The 17,456-nt window shown below is 40.3% G+C and carries 12 protein-coding genes; all 12 read right to left on the reverse strand.

Annotated features, from left to right (window positions below):
* Window positions 1–483: hypothetical protein (locus HOD97_00005; GenBank protein MBT4279996.1), on the reverse strand; the 483-nt coding region annotated here is incomplete at its 3' end.
* Between the two features lie 27 nt (window positions 484–510).
* Complete coding sequence (locus tag HOD97_00010; GenBank protein MBT4279997.1) at window positions 511–1,116, reverse strand: hypothetical protein; 606 nt, start codon at window positions 1,114–1,116, stop codon at window positions 511–513.
* On the reverse strand, window positions 1,117–2,700 hold the full coding sequence (locus HOD97_00015; GenBank protein ID MBT4279998.1) for a thiamine pyrophosphate-binding protein: 1,584 nt from the start codon (window positions 2,698–2,700) through the stop codon (window positions 1,117–1,119).
* Window positions 2,697–4,619 carry a pyruvate ferredoxin oxidoreductase gene (locus HOD97_00020; protein ID MBT4279999.1) on the reverse strand — a complete coding sequence of 641 codons (1,923 nt, stop codon included), beginning with the start codon at window positions 4,617–4,619 and terminating at the stop codon, window positions 2,697–2,699. Before HOD97_00020 ends, HOD97_00015 begins: the two co-directional genes overlap by 4 nt.
* 55 nt (window positions 4,620–4,674) lie before the next feature.
* Window positions 4,675–5,997 carry an MATE family efflux transporter gene (locus tag HOD97_00025; GenBank protein ID MBT4280000.1) on the reverse strand — a complete coding sequence of 441 codons (1,323 nt, stop codon included), beginning with the start codon at window positions 5,995–5,997 and terminating at the stop codon, window positions 4,675–4,677.
* 138 nt (window positions 5,998–6,135) lie between these two features.
* Complete coding sequence (locus HOD97_00030) at window positions 6,136–6,813, reverse strand: YggS family pyridoxal phosphate-dependent enzyme (GenBank protein MBT4280001.1); 678 nt, start codon at window positions 6,811–6,813, stop codon at window positions 6,136–6,138.
* Window positions 6,810–9,320 carry a DNA gyrase subunit A gene (gyrA, locus tag HOD97_00035; protein MBT4280002.1) on the reverse strand — a complete coding sequence of 837 codons (2,511 nt, stop codon included), beginning with the start codon at window positions 9,318–9,320 and terminating at the stop codon, window positions 6,810–6,812. Before gyrA ends, HOD97_00030 begins: the two co-directional genes overlap by 4 nt.
* A gap of 17 nt (window positions 9,321–9,337) precedes the next feature.
* Window positions 9,338–11,323 (reverse strand): DNA topoisomerase (ATP-hydrolyzing) subunit B, encoded by a 1,986-nt coding sequence (gene gyrB, locus HOD97_00040; GenBank protein ID MBT4280003.1) that lies wholly within the window; start codon window positions 11,321–11,323, stop codon window positions 9,338–9,340.
* A complete protein-coding gene (locus HOD97_00045; protein ID MBT4280004.1) occupies window positions 11,320–11,595 on the reverse strand; it encodes a DUF721 domain-containing protein in 276 nt (91 codons plus the stop codon). The genes gyrB and HOD97_00045 overlap by 4 nt, the downstream gene beginning before the upstream one ends.
* Window positions 11,596–11,649: 54 nt before the next feature.
* Window positions 11,650–12,765 carry a DNA polymerase III subunit beta gene (gene dnaN, locus HOD97_00050; protein MBT4280005.1) on the reverse strand — a complete coding sequence of 372 codons (1,116 nt, stop codon included), beginning with the start codon at window positions 12,763–12,765 and terminating at the stop codon, window positions 11,650–11,652.
* Window positions 12,766–13,170: 405 nt separating this feature from the next.
* A complete protein-coding gene (locus HOD97_00055; GenBank protein ID MBT4280006.1) occupies window positions 13,171–14,457 on the reverse strand; it encodes a hypothetical protein in 1,287 nt (428 codons plus the stop codon).
* 34 nt (window positions 14,458–14,491) lie between these two features.
* Window positions 14,492–17,152 carry a DEAD/DEAH box helicase gene (locus HOD97_00060; GenBank protein ID MBT4280007.1) on the reverse strand — a complete coding sequence of 887 codons (2,661 nt, stop codon included), beginning with the start codon at window positions 17,150–17,152 and terminating at the stop codon, window positions 14,492–14,494.
* Window positions 17,153–17,456 lie beyond the last annotated feature (304 nt).

Consider the following 17,456-nt stretch of genomic DNA (forward strand, 5'->3'; position numbering starts at 1 on the left):
CTCATTGTCATATAAGAACTTACAGCCTTTTACTTTACGCATTCTAGTCATGACCCATTTTTTATATTCATTCCCAAATTTTGTAATCATGAGCTCTTCTTCTTTTTCAACCAGCAATGACCAACAAACCGAAATGGGGATAACGAATAAAACCCAAATCCATGATTGAAACCAAAGAGCAAGTAGTCCTGATCCCGAGTAAATTATTCCACTGTAAATGGGATGGCGAATGTAACGATAGGGTCCTGATTTTATTAATTTTATCCCTCGAACCGACAGCCTTGTATATAAAGAGCCAACAATAATTAAATAAAAAGCGTCAACAAAAAAAACTAGAAAAAGAATAGTTTTGGCGGGAGTCGGGATGGATATTAAAAATTGTGGGAAGATTTGAGCGACCTTAAAAGCAAAGGTCCAAAAGAGTAGGGTAATACCAAAGCCTGTCGGGCCGACACCGAATATTCTTGCATAGGTTGAATTCATTTTCAACACATCTATGCGAAAGTTTTATTACATCTCACCCGGGCCAACAGAGCTGTGGTCGTTATCTAGCCAGTCGCCAATAAATCCGTGGGCGGAACGAAGTTCTTCTAGAGGAGCAATCATAATTACCAAATCTTGTTCCTTGCCTTTTAAATCATGAACATAGTCAGGTAAAACGCCCTCTATTTTAAACCCAAGGTTTGTATAAATATCCAGCAGGTCCTTTTGCGGGCGCATAAACTTGGCAGTAATTTTTTCTAGTTTTTTATCGTGAGCGATGTCATACATATCTTTTGCCATCGCATATTGAATCCCTTTTCCAAGATGTGTCCCCGGCACCACCAACCTGAGATAGGCTGAGCCGCTTTTCCACGAATCTGATTCAACCTCCAAGGATGCGTCCCCTACAATTTTATTATCCAAAAGAGATATTCTTCTAACTATTTTTCCCGCTTCAGACTGTTTTGCTCTTTCATTTAAGTGTTTTTCGTTAGTCACGTCACTTCGAAAAAATCTTCTTTTCGATTCCGGAATAGCACTAAAAAACTCTAGGGACTTTTTTAAATCCTTAGACGTTAAATCTCTAATGATAATTGTATTATTGTTTTTTAAACGGAAGGATTTTTTCTTCATTTAAATCACCCCTGCTAGTTCTTGAAGAATGTGCCAGTTTGCTAGGCGGTCTTCCTGTGTGGTTTTCATAATATCGTTCGGCAGTCCATCCTTATCAAAGTGTTTTGCAAACCTGCCTTCAGTTTTCGCAAAATATGTAAAATCGATTTGTTCTTTTGTTTTTGGATTTACAAACCAATCTTTGTTTTTTGCTGGGTTTCCTTGTAAAGAAAGACGCTCTGAAAACCTATCTCCTTTGGTTGGGTCATAAATGAAAACGGGAAACGCTCGCGAATCTGCGGCTAATTTTGCCTGTTGCATGGCCATATCATCTGCAACACCATGCTCGGGTTGGCAAGTTGTGTAAACATTGATTACGGCTGGTCCCGGATATTCATTGGCTGCCATAATCGCTTTATAAAAATGATTTGTGTGGGCTGATGTTGTTTGGGCGACAAAAATATCGGGGTGCATCATACAAAGATTTGCAATTTCTTTTCGGCGTTCGGTTTTTCCACCAATTTCTTTGCCAACCATGGACATTTTGGCGTCCTGACCCGTGAAGGTTGCTGTTGATGTTTGACCGCCCGTGTTTGAATATACTTGGGTGTCTAATATTAGCACATTGATGTCCATCCCTGACGCAAGCATGCGCGACATCGATTGAAAACCAATGTCAACCATTGCTCCATCCCCGCCAATTGCCCAAAGTTTTTTATCCTGCCAACCCATTTGATTCCATCTTGCGCGAATCCCCATAGCATCAGCAGAAACGTTTTCAAAAAGAGAGTTGGTCCAAGGAACCAAAAATGGATTATAAGGGTAGGTTGACCCATAAACCGTATTACAGCCCGTAGCGGCAACAAGTCCAATGCTTTCTTTTCCATAAACAAACCCCGTTGCTGCAAGCATCATTCTCAGCGCCGTTCCCTCTCCACAACCCATGCAGGATCCCGCCCCGCCAGTATATAACATTGAATCATTGGCAAGCATCATATCTACAAGTACGCGGTCGTTAATATATTCTGATGGAGTTGGTCCCAATCCATTAAAGAAATCAAACGCTTCCTGATAGGTTGGAATTGTATTGTCAACTTTTGTGATCATAGTTAGAGCATCGTGGTCACCACAAGCATCAACGCATTCTGCACATCCTTTACATTTTGTGGGATCAATAAAAATGCCAAATTTTGCAGGCTCTTTTCCTTGTTTTCCGGGAACCTTGTGAAATTTATTTGTTTCTGCCCATTGGTCAGAAATCCAGCCTTTTATTTCACCTTTTTCTATCTTATCAAGTGTTTCGGAAAGCTTGGATTCTGGAATTGCTTTCCCAAGAATGGCGGTATCTGGGCACTGGGTTACACATTCCATACAAGCAACACAGTTTTCGGACGCAAACTCGGGTATGTCAGGTGCTATATAACTAAAATCTCGAAGAGCCGCGGTTCCAGCGGGGATTAAGCTTCTTGCGGTCGTTTCGTCAGCAGGTAGACCTTCGTCTGCCGTTCCACCGTTATACGCACCAACAATTCTTTCATTAAAATCTTGAATGTCTAATATGTCTGATGCAGTTTTTTTATTTAGTTCTGAAACTTGAGTGCTCATGTCTGACTTTCTTTTAGCGATTCTTGTTTAACTTCAAAAACCTCGGAAAAACCGCGTTTAACTGCATTTAAGTTGTCTTGCACAACTTGTTCGCCTCGTTTTCCAAAATATTTCCTGAGAGACTTTTCCACGCCATCCATTAATTCGTCTTCGGTTATTCCGGATCGATCTAAAAACGGTGTTGCTTTTAAGAATATACCAAGAAGCACAATACCTTGCATTCTTTGTATTAAATCTGGTCGCGATGAAACTTCTTTGGCTATTTTCACAGTGTCTAGCGCTAAGACTGTGATGTTTTTTTCGCTTATGGTTTTCTGTGCCCAGCTTGGAAAATCACACCAAATATCTTTGGATTCTGTTTTGGGAGACTGGACAAATAGCATGCCGTTTCTTTGTAATCCTTTTAATGGGTTGGCAAGGTTGAAAGCGTTAACATCGTTAAGTGGAACAAATTCAACAAGCTCAAGCTCGTTATGTGTTTTAACACGTTCGGGGCTTACGGTTAAATAATAAGTGGTGGGGAGCCCTTTTTTCTCTGACCCATATTTTGGATAGGCTTGTACATACATATCGAAAAGGTCGGCTACGATCGTTGCAATAATTTTGTTTGTTGTGACCGATCCGTACCCACCGACAGAATGACCTCTCATAGAAAATGTGCCTTTGCATCGGATGTCGGTTGATTCGCCCGTTTCCAGAGATAGGTCATGTGGAATCCCGAGAGCAAAATATTTTTTCTCATCTTTAACCATATTTTCAACAACAGCCATAATATCATCTGGGCGAACATCTCTTGACCCTAAGCCCGCTGAACCAGAATAAATTTTCGGCACTTTAATTCTTCCGTTCTCGTCTGATGCCACATTATCAAAAAAGGCGGATTTAATCTCCATTGTTAACGGGTTGCTTTCCGCAAGAGGATTATCCAATCTTTCCAACACCGAAAAAGATTTTACATTTTTTAGGGTTTCTGCTATCTGTTTTCCCGGGAACGGTCGGAACGATGTCATGTGAACAATCCCAACTTTAATATTTTTTTCTGACCTAAGATGATCCACCGCGGATTCTGCTGTCTCTATCATTGATCCCATACCTACAATCGCATATTCAGCATCTTCCATTTTATATTCCGAGATTAAACCATATTTCCGACCTGTTAATTCATAAAATTCTTCAAACGCTGTTTCAAGTGATGTTTCGATTTTGTCGGTATATAATCTTTGGGCAATTTTTCCCTTCATATACGAATCTTGGTTTTGTACCACTCCAGACATAATTGGATGATACGGGTCCATCATATTAACGAGCTTATTTTGGGGTTTTCCAACGAACCTTTCCATCATTTCGGGCTCATGTAGTTTCACGTTTTCAATTGTATGTGTAGTTAAAAAACCATCCATAATGTTAAAAAAGGGTGTTTGGGTGTCTTCCGAAACGCGCCGAGAAATGAGTGCAAGGTCGCCGGTTTCTTGTGCGTTTCTAGCAAATAACATTCCCCAACCACAATCGGTAACCGCCATAACGTCATCGTGCCCAGCGTGAACGTTTAAAGAGTGGGATGTCAGCGCTCTTGCGCCAATATGAAATACGACGGGAAGCCTTTTCCCGGAAATGGTATAAAGAACTTCTTTCATCAAAACCAATCCCTGTCCGGATGTAAAATTGGTAACACGTCCGCCCGCAAGGGCAAATCCTTCGCATGCAGATGCGGAGCTGTGTTCAGATTCTGACTCTATAAAAGCCATGCGTTCTCCCCAAATATTGGTTCCGCCGTTAGCAAGCACCGCTTGATAGCCAGATCCCATCGTTGTTGACGAGGTTATTGGGTATGCGCACGCACCCTGGGTGATGTGGGTTTCCACCCAAACAACAATTGCGGCACCATCTGCTGTTGAATTAATTCCGGGGTATTTTTTCATTTTTTTAAATATCATTCGTAATTGAACAAAGAATTTACTTGAAAAATTTTTACATTTACACTTCTATCTCTTTCCACTTCCCCTGCAAAACCCTCCAAACCATAATAACTGCAAATAGCAAAATGTGTCCGGATAAAACCAACCACGGACCGATATAGCCTGCGTCTAGATAAACTCCCGTTAAATAACTTATGGGTATTAAAAAAAACCACACAAGCACCGATTCAACGATAGCAGGAAAAAACGTATCACCTGCGCCAGAAAGAGCAAACCAAAGCGTAAACCCAACGGCGTCAATAAACTGGATCGCTCCAACCAGCCTCAATGTAACTATACCAACCCGAACTACATCTGGGTCGTTTGTAAAAACTGGTAATATATAATTGGGAAATAGTATAAAAACCATTCCCATGGTTCCCATGATGTACTCTGAAAACCGAATGCTTTCTTTAATGCTCTTTTCTGCTTTTTCTGTTCTCTTTTCGCCCATGTGTTTACTTACTAAGGTTGAACACGCCTGTCCCACGCCCAGCGCTGGCATAAAAGATGCGTGCATTATTGTAAAAACAACTTGTGTTGCGGCAAGCTCAACCAGGCCAATCATTCCCATAATTTTATAAAAAAACGACCACCCCACAGCAACAAACATTTCCTGAATTCCTTGGGGTAGGGCTAATTGGATTTGTCTTATTAACATTTTTTGTTTTAACGATGGTTTAGTGATCCCAAACTGGTTTTTTATTTTCGGGGAAAACAAATAAAGGGCGTAGTGCGTTGTCATCCACACAGAGGATATAAGCGTTGCAATTGCGGCGCCCTTAACTCCCAAAGAGGGAAATTCTGTCCAAGACCATAAGCCTGGGATTTGATTAAATGGAAAAATTGAATCTGCAAAAACCTTTTGAAGTCCGCTCGTACCAAAAATAAGTCCCGCGTTTAAATATATGTTTAATACATTGCTGGAAATAGTTGCTTTCATGTGAATTTTGGGCTCCTCTATTCCTGTAAAAAAACCCTGAAACACAAACCCAATAGACGAAAAGAAAAGACTTAGAAAAACAATTTCTGCATAAATAATACACTGAGCCTGTGATAGTGGGTCAAAAATAAAAAAGGGGACTACATCTTTAGAAAATATGTAGCCCAAAAAAGTGCCGGGAATGCTGTATAGGGAACCCAATAGAAGACCATTAAAAAGAGCGTGGCCGCACTCATGGCGCTTGTGTTCGCCAAGCCGTCTTGCTGAAACGGTTTGCGTTGCTGTCCTTATGCCTATCATAAAACTTAAAATACCCCAAAACAACATATTGCCCATACCCGTGGCTACGAGCGCTGATGTCCCAAGGTGCCCGACCATCGCAACGTCCGCTATGCCCATAAACACCCGACTCAGATTACTTAAAATTATCGGCCACGCGAGAAAAACAATCCGATTAAATAAAATCTTATCGTTCGGTAGTATATATTTTTTTATCACATCCATTGGTTTGTAGTGCTGGGGGTTGTTTTGTATAATTTATCTTGGTCCAAACAAAATGGTTCCCAATCGAACCATTGTGCTTCCTTCTTCCACCGCAATACGATAATCTCTGGACATTCCCATAGAAAGTTCGGTTAATTTTTTATCAGCTATTTGCGAGTTTAGCCTTGTTTGGGTTTTTCTTAATAAAACAAATGAATCTCGAATTTTACTTTTATCGCTAGAAAGCGGGCCAACCGTCATTAATCCTTTTACGGCGATATTGGGGATGTCCATACATTGGATCATGTTATCAATATCGTCTGGAGAAAACCCCCCTTTTTGTTGCTCGCCGCTTGTGTTCACCTCTAATAAAACCTGCGTGTTTTTATTTTGTGCTTTCCTTCCTATTTTTTTCGCCAACACCAGCGAATCAACCGAGTCAACTGTATCAAACAGCTTTAGACATTTACTAATTTTATTGGACTGAAGGTGCCCTATCATTCTCTTTTTAAGCGGGCGGATATCTTCTGGTATTAGGAAAAACTTATCGGCAGCCTCCTGTACTTTATTTTCGCCTATTGATCTAATTCCGCCGGCTGCGGCTTTTATGATTGTTTCTATGGGGTGGGTTTTAGTAACCGCAACAATTTCAACGTGGTGAAAAAGTCCGGCTTTGTTTTGAGCTTTATGTATTGATTCTTGAATTCTGTCGAGTGTAGTCGAAAAGCTCAAGATTCTTCTGAAATATCTGCGCCTTTTTCTTTGGGGGTGGGCTCTTCTTCGTCAGCGTTATCCTTATCAATTTGCCCCTCTTCGTTTATAACGCGGGTGATGGATGATATGCTTGCGCCCTCGTCAAGCTTTACAAGTTTTACGCCTTGTGTCACGCGACCAATAATTCGAAGAGCCGACACCGGCTGTCTCATCAAAACGCCGGAATTTGTAATAACTATTAAATCGTCTGAGTCCACCACTTCCATTATTTTAACCATCTTACCTGTTTTGTCGGTGCAACGCATGGCCATTACGCCCTTTCCGCCACGCGTTTGGGTGCGAAATTGAATCACGTCTGTTCGTTTTCCCATACCCTTTTCTGTTGCGACTAAAATTGTACCTTCTCTTTTTACAATTAGCATTCCGATGACATAATCTTCTTTTGAACCTAACTTGATTCCCTTTACGCCCATGGTTTTGCGACCCGTAGGGCGAACGTTTGACTCGGAAAATCGGATGGATTTTCCTTCATAGGTTCCCAAAAGGATATCGTGTTCCCCGTTTGTAATTCGCGCCTCTATAAGCTCGTCTCCATCCCGAACCTCAATGGCATAAATACCACCCTTTCTTGGTTTACTATATGCAGATAGGACCGTTTTTTTAACAATACCTTTTTTTGTTGCCATCACAATATAGTGACTTTCGTCAAAGTCTTTAACACTAACAAAAGCTTCAACTTTCTCGCCTGGGTCGCAGCCTATTAGGTTCACAATGGCGCGGCCCTGGGTTGCTCGACCGCCTTGTGGAATATCATACACTTTCAACCAATAACACTTTCCCATATCGGTAAAGAAAAGCATATAGTTATGCGTGTTTGCTATAAAAAGGTGTTCTACAAAATCTTCATCCTTGCTTGTTGCGCCCTGCACTCCGCGACCCCCGCGCCTTTGAGTGCGGTAGGTGTTAAGGGCGGTTCTTTTGATGTAACCTTTGTGTGTAATGGTGAGCACAACCTCTTCTTCTGCAATCATGTCTTCCATGGAAAAATCTGTATCCACCGGAATAATTTCTGTGCGGCGCTCGTCTCCATATTGATCTCGAATTTCAAGAAGCTCTTTTTTAATGATGTCCATTCGTTGTGGCTTGCTTTCTAAAATTCCCTTAAGGTGTGAAATAACTTGGATCAGTTCTTTGTATTCAGAAACCACTTTATCAACCTCTAACCCTGTAAGTTTTTGAAGGCGCGTTTCTAGAATTGCCTGAGATTGAATTTCTGAAAGATTGAACCCATTCATAAGGCCCTCTTTGGCTTGGATTGGGTTTTTGCTTCCGCGGATAATTTTTATCACCTCGTCTATGTTGTCCAGGGCTGTTTTTAATCCCTCTAATATGTGGGCGCGCGCTTCTGCTTCTTTTAATTCAAATTTGGTTCGACGTACAACAACCTCGTGCCTAAAATTCACAAAATGCGTTAAAATTGTTTTGAGGGGCATTATTTTGGGAATACCATTAACAAGCGCCAATAGAATAATGCCGAACGTGTCTTGAAGTTGGGTGTGTTTATATAGTTGATTGAGGATTACCTCTGGAACTGCGTCTCTTTTTGTTTCAATTACAACGCGGATTCCATCTTTGTCTGATTCGTCGCGAAGGTCAGTTATTCCTTCGATTTTTTTATCCCTAACAAGGTCTGCAATTTTTTCAACAAGATTTGCTTTATTGGTTTGATACGCCACCTCTGTGACAACAATACTATTTTTACCGTTTTTATTTGTTTCTATGTGGGCCCGGGCGCGCATTTTAATTTTTCCGCGACCCGTTTCATAGGCGGATTTAAGCCCATCCATTCCAAGAATTAGTCCCGCCGTTGGAAAGTCGGGGCCCTTAATAAATGTCATTAGTTCATCGGTGGACATGCTTTCATTTTCAATCAATGCTATTAAACCGCTTACAATCTCTGTCAAATTGTGTGGTGGGATTTTTGTGGCCATCCCGACAGCAATTCCTTCCGATCCATTTACAAGCAGTGTTGGAACCGCGGAGGGAAGGACGGTTGGCTCTTTTAGCGTTTCGTCAAAATTTAAATCCCAATCAATGGTGTCTTTTTCCAAGTCTTTAAGCATTTCTCCGGAAAGTCGGGTCATTCTGGACTCTGTGTACCTCATCGCTGCGGCATTGTCGCCGTCTATTGAGCCAAAGTTCCCTTGACCGTCAACCAGCTCATACCTCATTGAGAAGTCTTGCGCCATTCGAACGAGCGCATCATAAACCGAGCCGTCTCCGTGTGGATGGTATTTTCCTAAAACGTCTCCTACTATTCTTGCGGACTTTTTATAAGGCCTGTTCCAGCTCGACCCCAGTTCACTCATACCATAAAGAATTCTTCGGTGAACCGGCTTAAGCCCATCGCGCACGTCCGGTAAGGCGCGAGACACAATAACGGACATAGAATAGTTTAAATAGCTTTCCCGCATTTCATCAACAATGTCGCGTGGAATTATATTGTCTCTATTAAAATCGGTCATAAGAATTTCCTAAAATGTTAAACGTCCAGATTAACGACAAATTTCGCGTTTTTTTCAATGAAGGTTCTTCTGGCCTCAACGTCGCTGCCCATTAGGTTTTGAAACGTTTCTGCCGCCTCTAACGCGCTCTCAACGGTTACCTGCATCAAAGTTCTTCGTTCGGGGTCCATCGTTGTTTCCCAAAGTTGGGCCGGATTCATCTCCCCCAACCCTTTGTAGCGCTGTAATGATACTTTTGTATTTTTATTATCTTTTTGCATTCTCTCAACGATTAAGTCTCTTTCGTTGTCATCATAGGCGTAGGCTTCTTTTTTGCCTTGGGCAACACGATAAAGCGGTGGCAAAGCAAGATATAAATACCCACCCTCAATAACTTCTTTCATTTTTCTATAGAAGAATGTTAATAAAAGTGTGCGAATGTGTGAGCCGTCAACATCTGCGTCAGTCATAATAATGATTTTGTGATATCGAAGTTTTTCAATATCTAAATCTCCAGGTGATTTTTCACCGCTATCTTCTTCTGACCCGCCAAAGCCGGCGCCTAGCGCTGTTATCATAGATTGAACTTCGTTATTTGAAAGCAGTTTGTCGATTCTAGCTTTTTCTGAGTTGATAACTTTTCCGCGAAGAGGTAAAATTGCTTGTGTTCTCCTGTCGCGCCCCTGCTTTGCGGATCCGCCCGCAGAGTCGCCCTCAACCAGATAAAGTTCGCAAAAAGCGGGGTCTCGATTTGAACAATCAGCAAGTTTTCCGGGTAGAGATGATCCCCCAAGTGCGCTTTTCCGCCGGATTAGCTCTCGCGCTTTTCTTGCGGCAGACCGACTTCGAGAAGCCAGCAGCGCTTTTTCTATAACGCGCCTGCCAATAGAGGGGTTTTGTTCAAGAAAGTCTAAGATCCCCTCATAAACTGCCGTATCCACAATTCCTTTAACATCGCCATTTCCAAGTTTTGTTTTGGTTTGTCCCTCAAATTGGGGCTCAGCAACCTTTACGCTTATAATGGCGGTTAATCCTTCGCGAAAATCTTCACCAGACAATGATATCTTTTCGTTTTTCTTTGTTTTTATGAGGTTGTTTTTGGTCGCATGGTTGTTCATGGCGCGGGTTAGTGCAGACCGAAAACCAGACAAGTGTGTACCGCCCTCGATTGTATTAATATTGTTTACAAAGGTCAGGATATTATCATTATAGGTGTTGCTGTATCGCATCGCCACCTCGACCGGAACCTCTCCCCCGGTTTTGTTTACCGTAATTATTTTATTATGGATGGGGTTGTTGTTTTCGTCCAAATATTTTACAAAATCGCTCAAACCCCCTGTATATTTAAAGCGAGTTTCTTCTGTTCCCTCTTCTCTGTCGTCTCTATCGTCTCTGAGAATTATCTCGAGATTTTTGTTTAAATACGCAAGCTCTCTTAACCGCTCTGAAATAATTTCGTGTTCAAATTTAATTGTATTAAACACGCTAGTGTCCGGCATAAATGTAATTTTTGTGCCAGAGTTTTTTGTGGGGGATCCTTTTTTCACCGAAGATGTTGGCTTTCCTCTTTCGTATGATTGGCTGTGATTGTGGCCATCTCTTTTAATGTCCGCAACCAGCCGCTCGCTCAGCGCATTTACAACAGAAACTCCAACGCCATGAAGCCCGCCGGAAACCTTATATGTGCTCTTATCAAACTTTCCTCCGGCGTGTAGAATGGTCATTACGACTTCAAGTGCGGGGATTTTTTCCTCTTTATGAATATCAACGGGTATGCCCCTGCCATTATCCTCGACAGAAACAGAACCATCTTTATTAAAAGTAACGGTGATTCGATTACAGTACCCGGCCATTGCTTCGTCCACACTATTATCAACAACCTCATAAACCAGGTGGTGCAATCCACGACGACCGACATCGCCAATATACATTGCCGGGCGCTTTCTTACAGCTTCAAGCCCCTTTAGAACCGTAATTTTTTCAGCGCCGTATTGCGTTTCTTCCACGTTTGGTTGTTCACTCATAAAAATTTTATATCCTTAATTGCCCTAAACCCCGCCAAACTGTTTACTTGGTTTAAAATTTCGGTTTTTTTCAATTGAAGTTCTTGCCTCCATGTTGGAGAGGATACCCGAACAAACAAAACGCCGTGCTCTGCTTTTTCTGCTACTGCCTGTTCTGCAATTGTTTCTCCAACAGCCTCTTTCCACGTCAAAACCGCCTTCTCCTGTTTTACGCCTTTTTCTAGCCCCGATTTTGTCAAAAATATATTTAGGGCTGTTTTTAAGGACTGCATTAAAAAGACTATTTATAATAACGCCTCAAGGATGGTTTCTGGTACAATAAAACACTAATCGCTAAGCCTAATAGGCATTAGCAGCATGGTCAGCTCAGAGTCTTTTTCTTGTGTTTCGGGAAAAAACAATCCGGCGCTTATAGATGATTTTAATTCAATTCTAATATCTTCTGTTCCAATGTGAGACAAAACATCTTTTAAATAATTTGCATTATATCCTACGGTAACGGCTTCGCCTGACAGTTCCACATCTAGCTCTTCTTTTGCTTTGGACGCTCTCTCCGGGTCTTCGGTTGTAAGAAGAGCTTTTCCTTCTTGTATGTTGAGCGCTATTTGGTGCGTTGATCTGTTTGAAAAAATAGATACCCGCTTAACTCCGGACAATAAGCTTTCTCTGTTTGCGGTAACGGTTTTATCGTTTTCTTTTGGAATGACGCTTTCATAGTCTGGAAATCTTTCATCTATTATCCGGGTAAAATAGGTGTCGGATCCAATTGAAAGCGTCATGTGGCTGTCTCCCATCCACACTTGAATCGTTTCTTCTGCCGGAATAATATTTGAAATCATATTCAGAAATTTTTTAGGGATAACAACGTCTCCCTGAAATTCTTTAGACTCATAGTCATTCCTAATATACCTTACCAGTCTGTGCCCATCAGTAGAGACTGCAGTTAAGATGTTTTCTCCAAATCTAAACAAAACACCCGTAAGAGAGGGCTTGAGCTCATCTTGGCTAACTGCAAAAAGATTGGTATGAATTATTTCTCTAAGAATTGATCCCTTAATTCCAGCTGCTTTCCTATTGTCCACATCAGGAAGCGCGGGGAATTCTTCGGATGGTTTGCCGGACAAATCGTATTCACCAACCTCTGTTGACATTTTTACCTTATTAGACCCATCCACAGAAAATGTTATACGGGTCTCGGGCAATGCGTTTGTTATTTCAACTAATGGTTGAATTGGAATAGCACAAGATCCAGGTTCTTCTAAACTGGCTGGTAAAGAAACAACAATTGCAATTTCTAAATCTGTGGTTCTTAATACCGTTCCGCTTTCTTGAGCATCAAATAATACCGAAGTTAGTATTGGCAAGGTAGATCTCGTGGGTGTCGCCTTAGATAGCTTTTGAAGGGCTGACTGCAGTTCGGTTTTGGATGTGGAAATTTTCATCTTTTATTCTCAATAATTTTACAAAGCGTTTTAGTCTTTTATTCTCTTAAAATTGCCTGATATCTTAATTCAGAGTTTACCATTTCACAAGTAATTTTTGTCAAACATATATACCAATAATTTTACATTATTAACATAATTGTTTATTATATATAAATAGTTTTTATTTATTATTTAATAATTTATTTTTATTTATAATGTTGAGACTGTTAACAACAAACACCCAAGACAAAATAGATTAATTTGGGCGGTTCTTTAGCCGGTGTTTAATAAAGGGTTTCTTTATGTGGATTAAATAATAACGATGTGGAAAACCAAATAGTTATTAACAGAAATAAGACATCTTTTTGAAGATTGAAAATTAAATAAAAAGGTGGAAGAATTGGGTATAAACTTGTTGAAAACCTATTCAAGCACAGTAACAAAAAACTTTGTACGAGCATTTTTTATCCAAGCACCGTACCACATCATCCGCTTATGGTTTAAAGCGAGAGACTCAATTTCATACCAATGCCCATCTAAAGAAGCGCGTCCCCCGGGCCTTAGCCCCTCTGGCCATATAAGGTGGTAGCCAAGGTCTGTTTTTAGTGGGCCGTTTATGGTTGAAAGCTCTAGTTGTTCTGCGACCATTTTGAATTCGGGGATTGGGTAGCTTGACAGGTCGACCCAACCGAGGTCCCCTCCGATTTTTTTTGTTTCTTTATCATCAGAATATTTATTAACCAGAGCCGTAAAGCCTTCAAGGCTGTTAGCCGAATCTTTAAGAGAAACACCAAGATTATAGGCACGATTTTCATCTTCTGGTGTAAGTTCGGGCGAAAGCAGAATATGTCTGACGTGAATTTTATCCCCACGACGATCAAGCGTTTCAATAATGTGAAACCCAAAAGCCGTTTCAATTGGAATGCTTGTGGTGCCAGGGCTAAGGGAGAAGGCTACAGCCTCAAACTCGCTTACCAAAGAACCCCTTTTTACATACCCTAGAGACCCCCCCGAGGTAGCAGACCCGGGGTCTTGAGAATAAATCATTGCAAGAGAATCGAAGGGTGCGCCGGAAACAATTTGTTTCCGTATGTCTAATAAAGAATTCCGCACGTTTTCTTTTGTTTTTTCTCCGGGCGTAATTTTTATTAAAAGATGCCTGAGCTTCATTTTGTTTGGAAAGTAAGGCAGACTGTCTTGATATGTCGAAAAAAAGTCAAGAACCTCGTCCCTGCTTATGGTTATAGAGGATATCGTCTGTTGTTGGTATCTTTCAGTAATTAATCTATCGCGCATTTCATACCAAAAGTCTCTCTTAAAGCTTCTAATTGATTGTCCCAACATTATTTCAGCCCTATCCTCTCCTCCCGCCTGAGCAATAAAAGTTTCTACCTGTTGATCTAAAGCCCGACTAACCTCTTTTTCTTCAACAACGATGGAATCTATTTCCGCCATTTTTAATAATATTTTTTGATCTATAAGGCTTTGTACCACTTGCTCTTGTAGTTGGCTAATTAATTTAGCGTCTTTTTCTGGGTCTAATCTTTGTTGGGTTGCCGCCATTATAACCATCTGGCTTACGTCGCTTTTTAGAATAAGATGATCGCCAACAACCGCAGCAACGCCATCGATGGTCGTTGTTTCTACGCTTTGTGCAACTAAAAACGAAAGCAACAATGTTTGTGCTTTAAGTGTTTTAAACTGTATCATATTTAGACACCCAATTTAAACGATTTAAAAATTGTTAAACTAAATGATTTGTGTTTGATAAATGTTCCCCAATTTTTCGAACTAAATGTATGTTTTTTATAATTGAAGGATTGTTTTCCTTAAATACAATCAACCCTTTGTTGTTTTGTTTTACGCTCGCCAGCGGATCGTTTTTCATAATATAATTTAATACGCGCCTAAGGATTTTAATCCCGGCAACAATCTCGAAACTATCACGAAAAATATTTATTTTAGACACCCCCGCGCTTGAGTAATCCAACTTAACCGCGTTTATAATTAGCAGGTTTTTTATCTCGGGGAAGAGCGCACCAAACCTATCTATAAGCTCGGCTTGTATTGCTTTTAATTTATCTACAGAATTGGCAGATACAATGCGCGCATAATACCCCAACCGAACAGAATCTGCTTCTATATAGGACGCGGGAATGCCCTGAGATATATCAGCAAACACACTAGTGCTTGGTTTTTTGTTGCTGTCTCCAAGGGCCCCAGAAAGCAAATCAACAAACAACGAATAACCAATGTTTTGAATGTTACCACTTTGTTTAGTACCAAAAATTTCTCCAGGTCCGCGCATTTCTAAATCTTTTTGAGATATGGCGAAACCCGAACCAAGTTCCCAATTTTCAACGATAGTTTTTAACCGTTCATGTGATTTTTGAGAAAGAGGCTTGTTTTTCGGAATAGATAAAAAACATTGAGAGTTTTTATTTGATCTTCCGACGCGACCCCGCAGTTGGTGAAGTTGTGCCAATCCATATTTTTGTGCATCACAAACAATGATAGTGTTGACGTTTGGGATGTCTAATCCAGATTCTAATATGGTGGTTCCACAAAGTATATTTGTTTTTCCAGTATAAAACCGAAGAAAAGCGTTTTCTAATTTTTTTGTAGAGAGTTTTCCATGAATAACATCCACCACAGACCCCTCACAGCGAATTTCTATTTGATTTTTTAATTCAGAAAGCTCGTCAATATTATTTTGAACAACAAGAGAGCTCCCACCCAAGTCCACCTCTCTTTGTAGCGCCCGGGCTACCCAACGGTAGTCAAAATGTTTAATAAATGTTGCAATGGGCAGTCGCCCGGGTGGCGCCGTAGACAACGTGGATGCAGAAAGATACCCGCTCAACGATTTTTGCAATGTTCTAGGTAATGGCGTTGCGCTAATAGTTAGGTAATCTACTTTTGGGTAGCCCGTAAGAAGTTTGTTTTTTTGTTTTACTCCAAACCGATGTTCTTCATCTATAACAATTAACCCCATCTTTTTAAAGAAAACCCCGGCCCTAAGAATTGAATGTGTTCCAATTAAAACATCTATTTTATTTGATGCAAACCTATTCATTATATCATCACGACGGCCCTTGTATATAAATCTAGATACAAGGCTTACTCGTATCCCGAGGCAGCCAAGCCTAGATTTGAAAGTAAAATAATGTTGATCTGAAAGAAGGGTGGTTGGCGCGAGCACAACCACCTGATATCCGCTGGTAATTATATGTAAAGCGGTTCTTAGGATTATTTCTGTTTTACCAAATCCAACGTCTCCGACCAATAGCCTGTTCATAGGATAGGGGGATAACAAGTCTTCCTTAATATCAGAAATTACGTTTTTTTGATCACTCGTTAATGAGTGGTGGAATGATTTGTCCAGCTCTTTTTCATATTCAGCGTTAATGGTATATACCCTGTTTTTCTTTTCTTGACGAACAGAATAAAGATCAACAATTGTTTTTGCGAGAGAACTGGCGTCTTTTTTTGCTTTCGATAATTTTGTTACCCAAGCCCGCTTGTTTAATTTGGCAAAAGAGGGGTTTAAAATGTTTGGCGCAGGATAAAGAAGCGCAAGTTTATCAATTGGTACATATATTTTTCCACCATCAGCGTATTCAAGACACACGTTTTCTGAAGATCCCCCAGCATTTGATTCAATAGTTATTAATCCGCAATACCTGCCCACACCATAGTGTCGATGAACAACGGGGTCGTTAAGAACAATGTTTTCTAAAAAAAGTTTTTTTCTATATATTTTTTGAGGCTCAGTTAGATTGGTTTTTGCTTTAATAGCTTGTTGCGATGTAATTATATCAAGACCATAAGAAGGCATGTGAACATCTGGAAATGAGCTAGGTAGGGGTAATATAAATTTAGTTTTTTTGAAACTGTCGACCCTTGGGGCGTTTACATCGGTTTGAAAATCAATATTTTTTAGAACATTGCTGTCTTTAGATTTAAAAGAGAAATTAAAATTATCACCCCCAATATAAATAGAAGCATAGTCAAAATTTTTAAGAAATGAATTTTCATTAAGTTCTGTAGAGGGTGCGTTTTTTGAAGAGTGCGTGGTGAACGATTTAAATGTATTTATCGACAGCTGATCAACAGTTGAAAAAGTTCGAATTGAAATAACTTTTTCACCATCAAGCTCAATTCTAATCGGCTCTCGCAGGGTTTCGGGGTAAAAGTCTACTATGCAACCACGAATAGAGTATTCTTTAGAATTATATATTTGATAAGTACGAGAATATTCGGAGAGCCGCAAGAAAGCCTCAAATCCTTTTAAGCTCAGGTTTGAGCCAACATTAATTGTATAACTATTATCGCGCCCGGGCTCTATCTTGTTTAAATATTTTAGATCATTAGAGGTTGTAAAAAAGTTTCCAACTCGATGCATTATTAAATCGTCTAAACTTATAATGTTCGTCCCAGCCTGGTTTGACGTGAAGCCGGGTATATCGCATTCGCCTAACGAAAAAAACTTTGCAAGAGGACCGTTGGGAAACAGTTTTGAAAAACAAAATAAAAAATCCTCATATTTAGCGTAATTGTCAAAAACAAACGCGCACTTGTTCCCAATATGTTTTTGTATAAACAAACTTTGAAAGAGAGCAAGGGTTTTATTGCCTCCGACACACTCAAAACTATATCCAGAGCTAACAATTTGTCGAAGGTTAGAAAAGCATTCTAGCTTCTCTAAA

It is taken from the genome of Candidatus Neomarinimicrobiota bacterium (assembly GCA_018651745.1).
GTDB lineage: Bacteria > Fidelibacterota > Marinisomatia > Marinisomatales > TCS55 > JAAZYX01.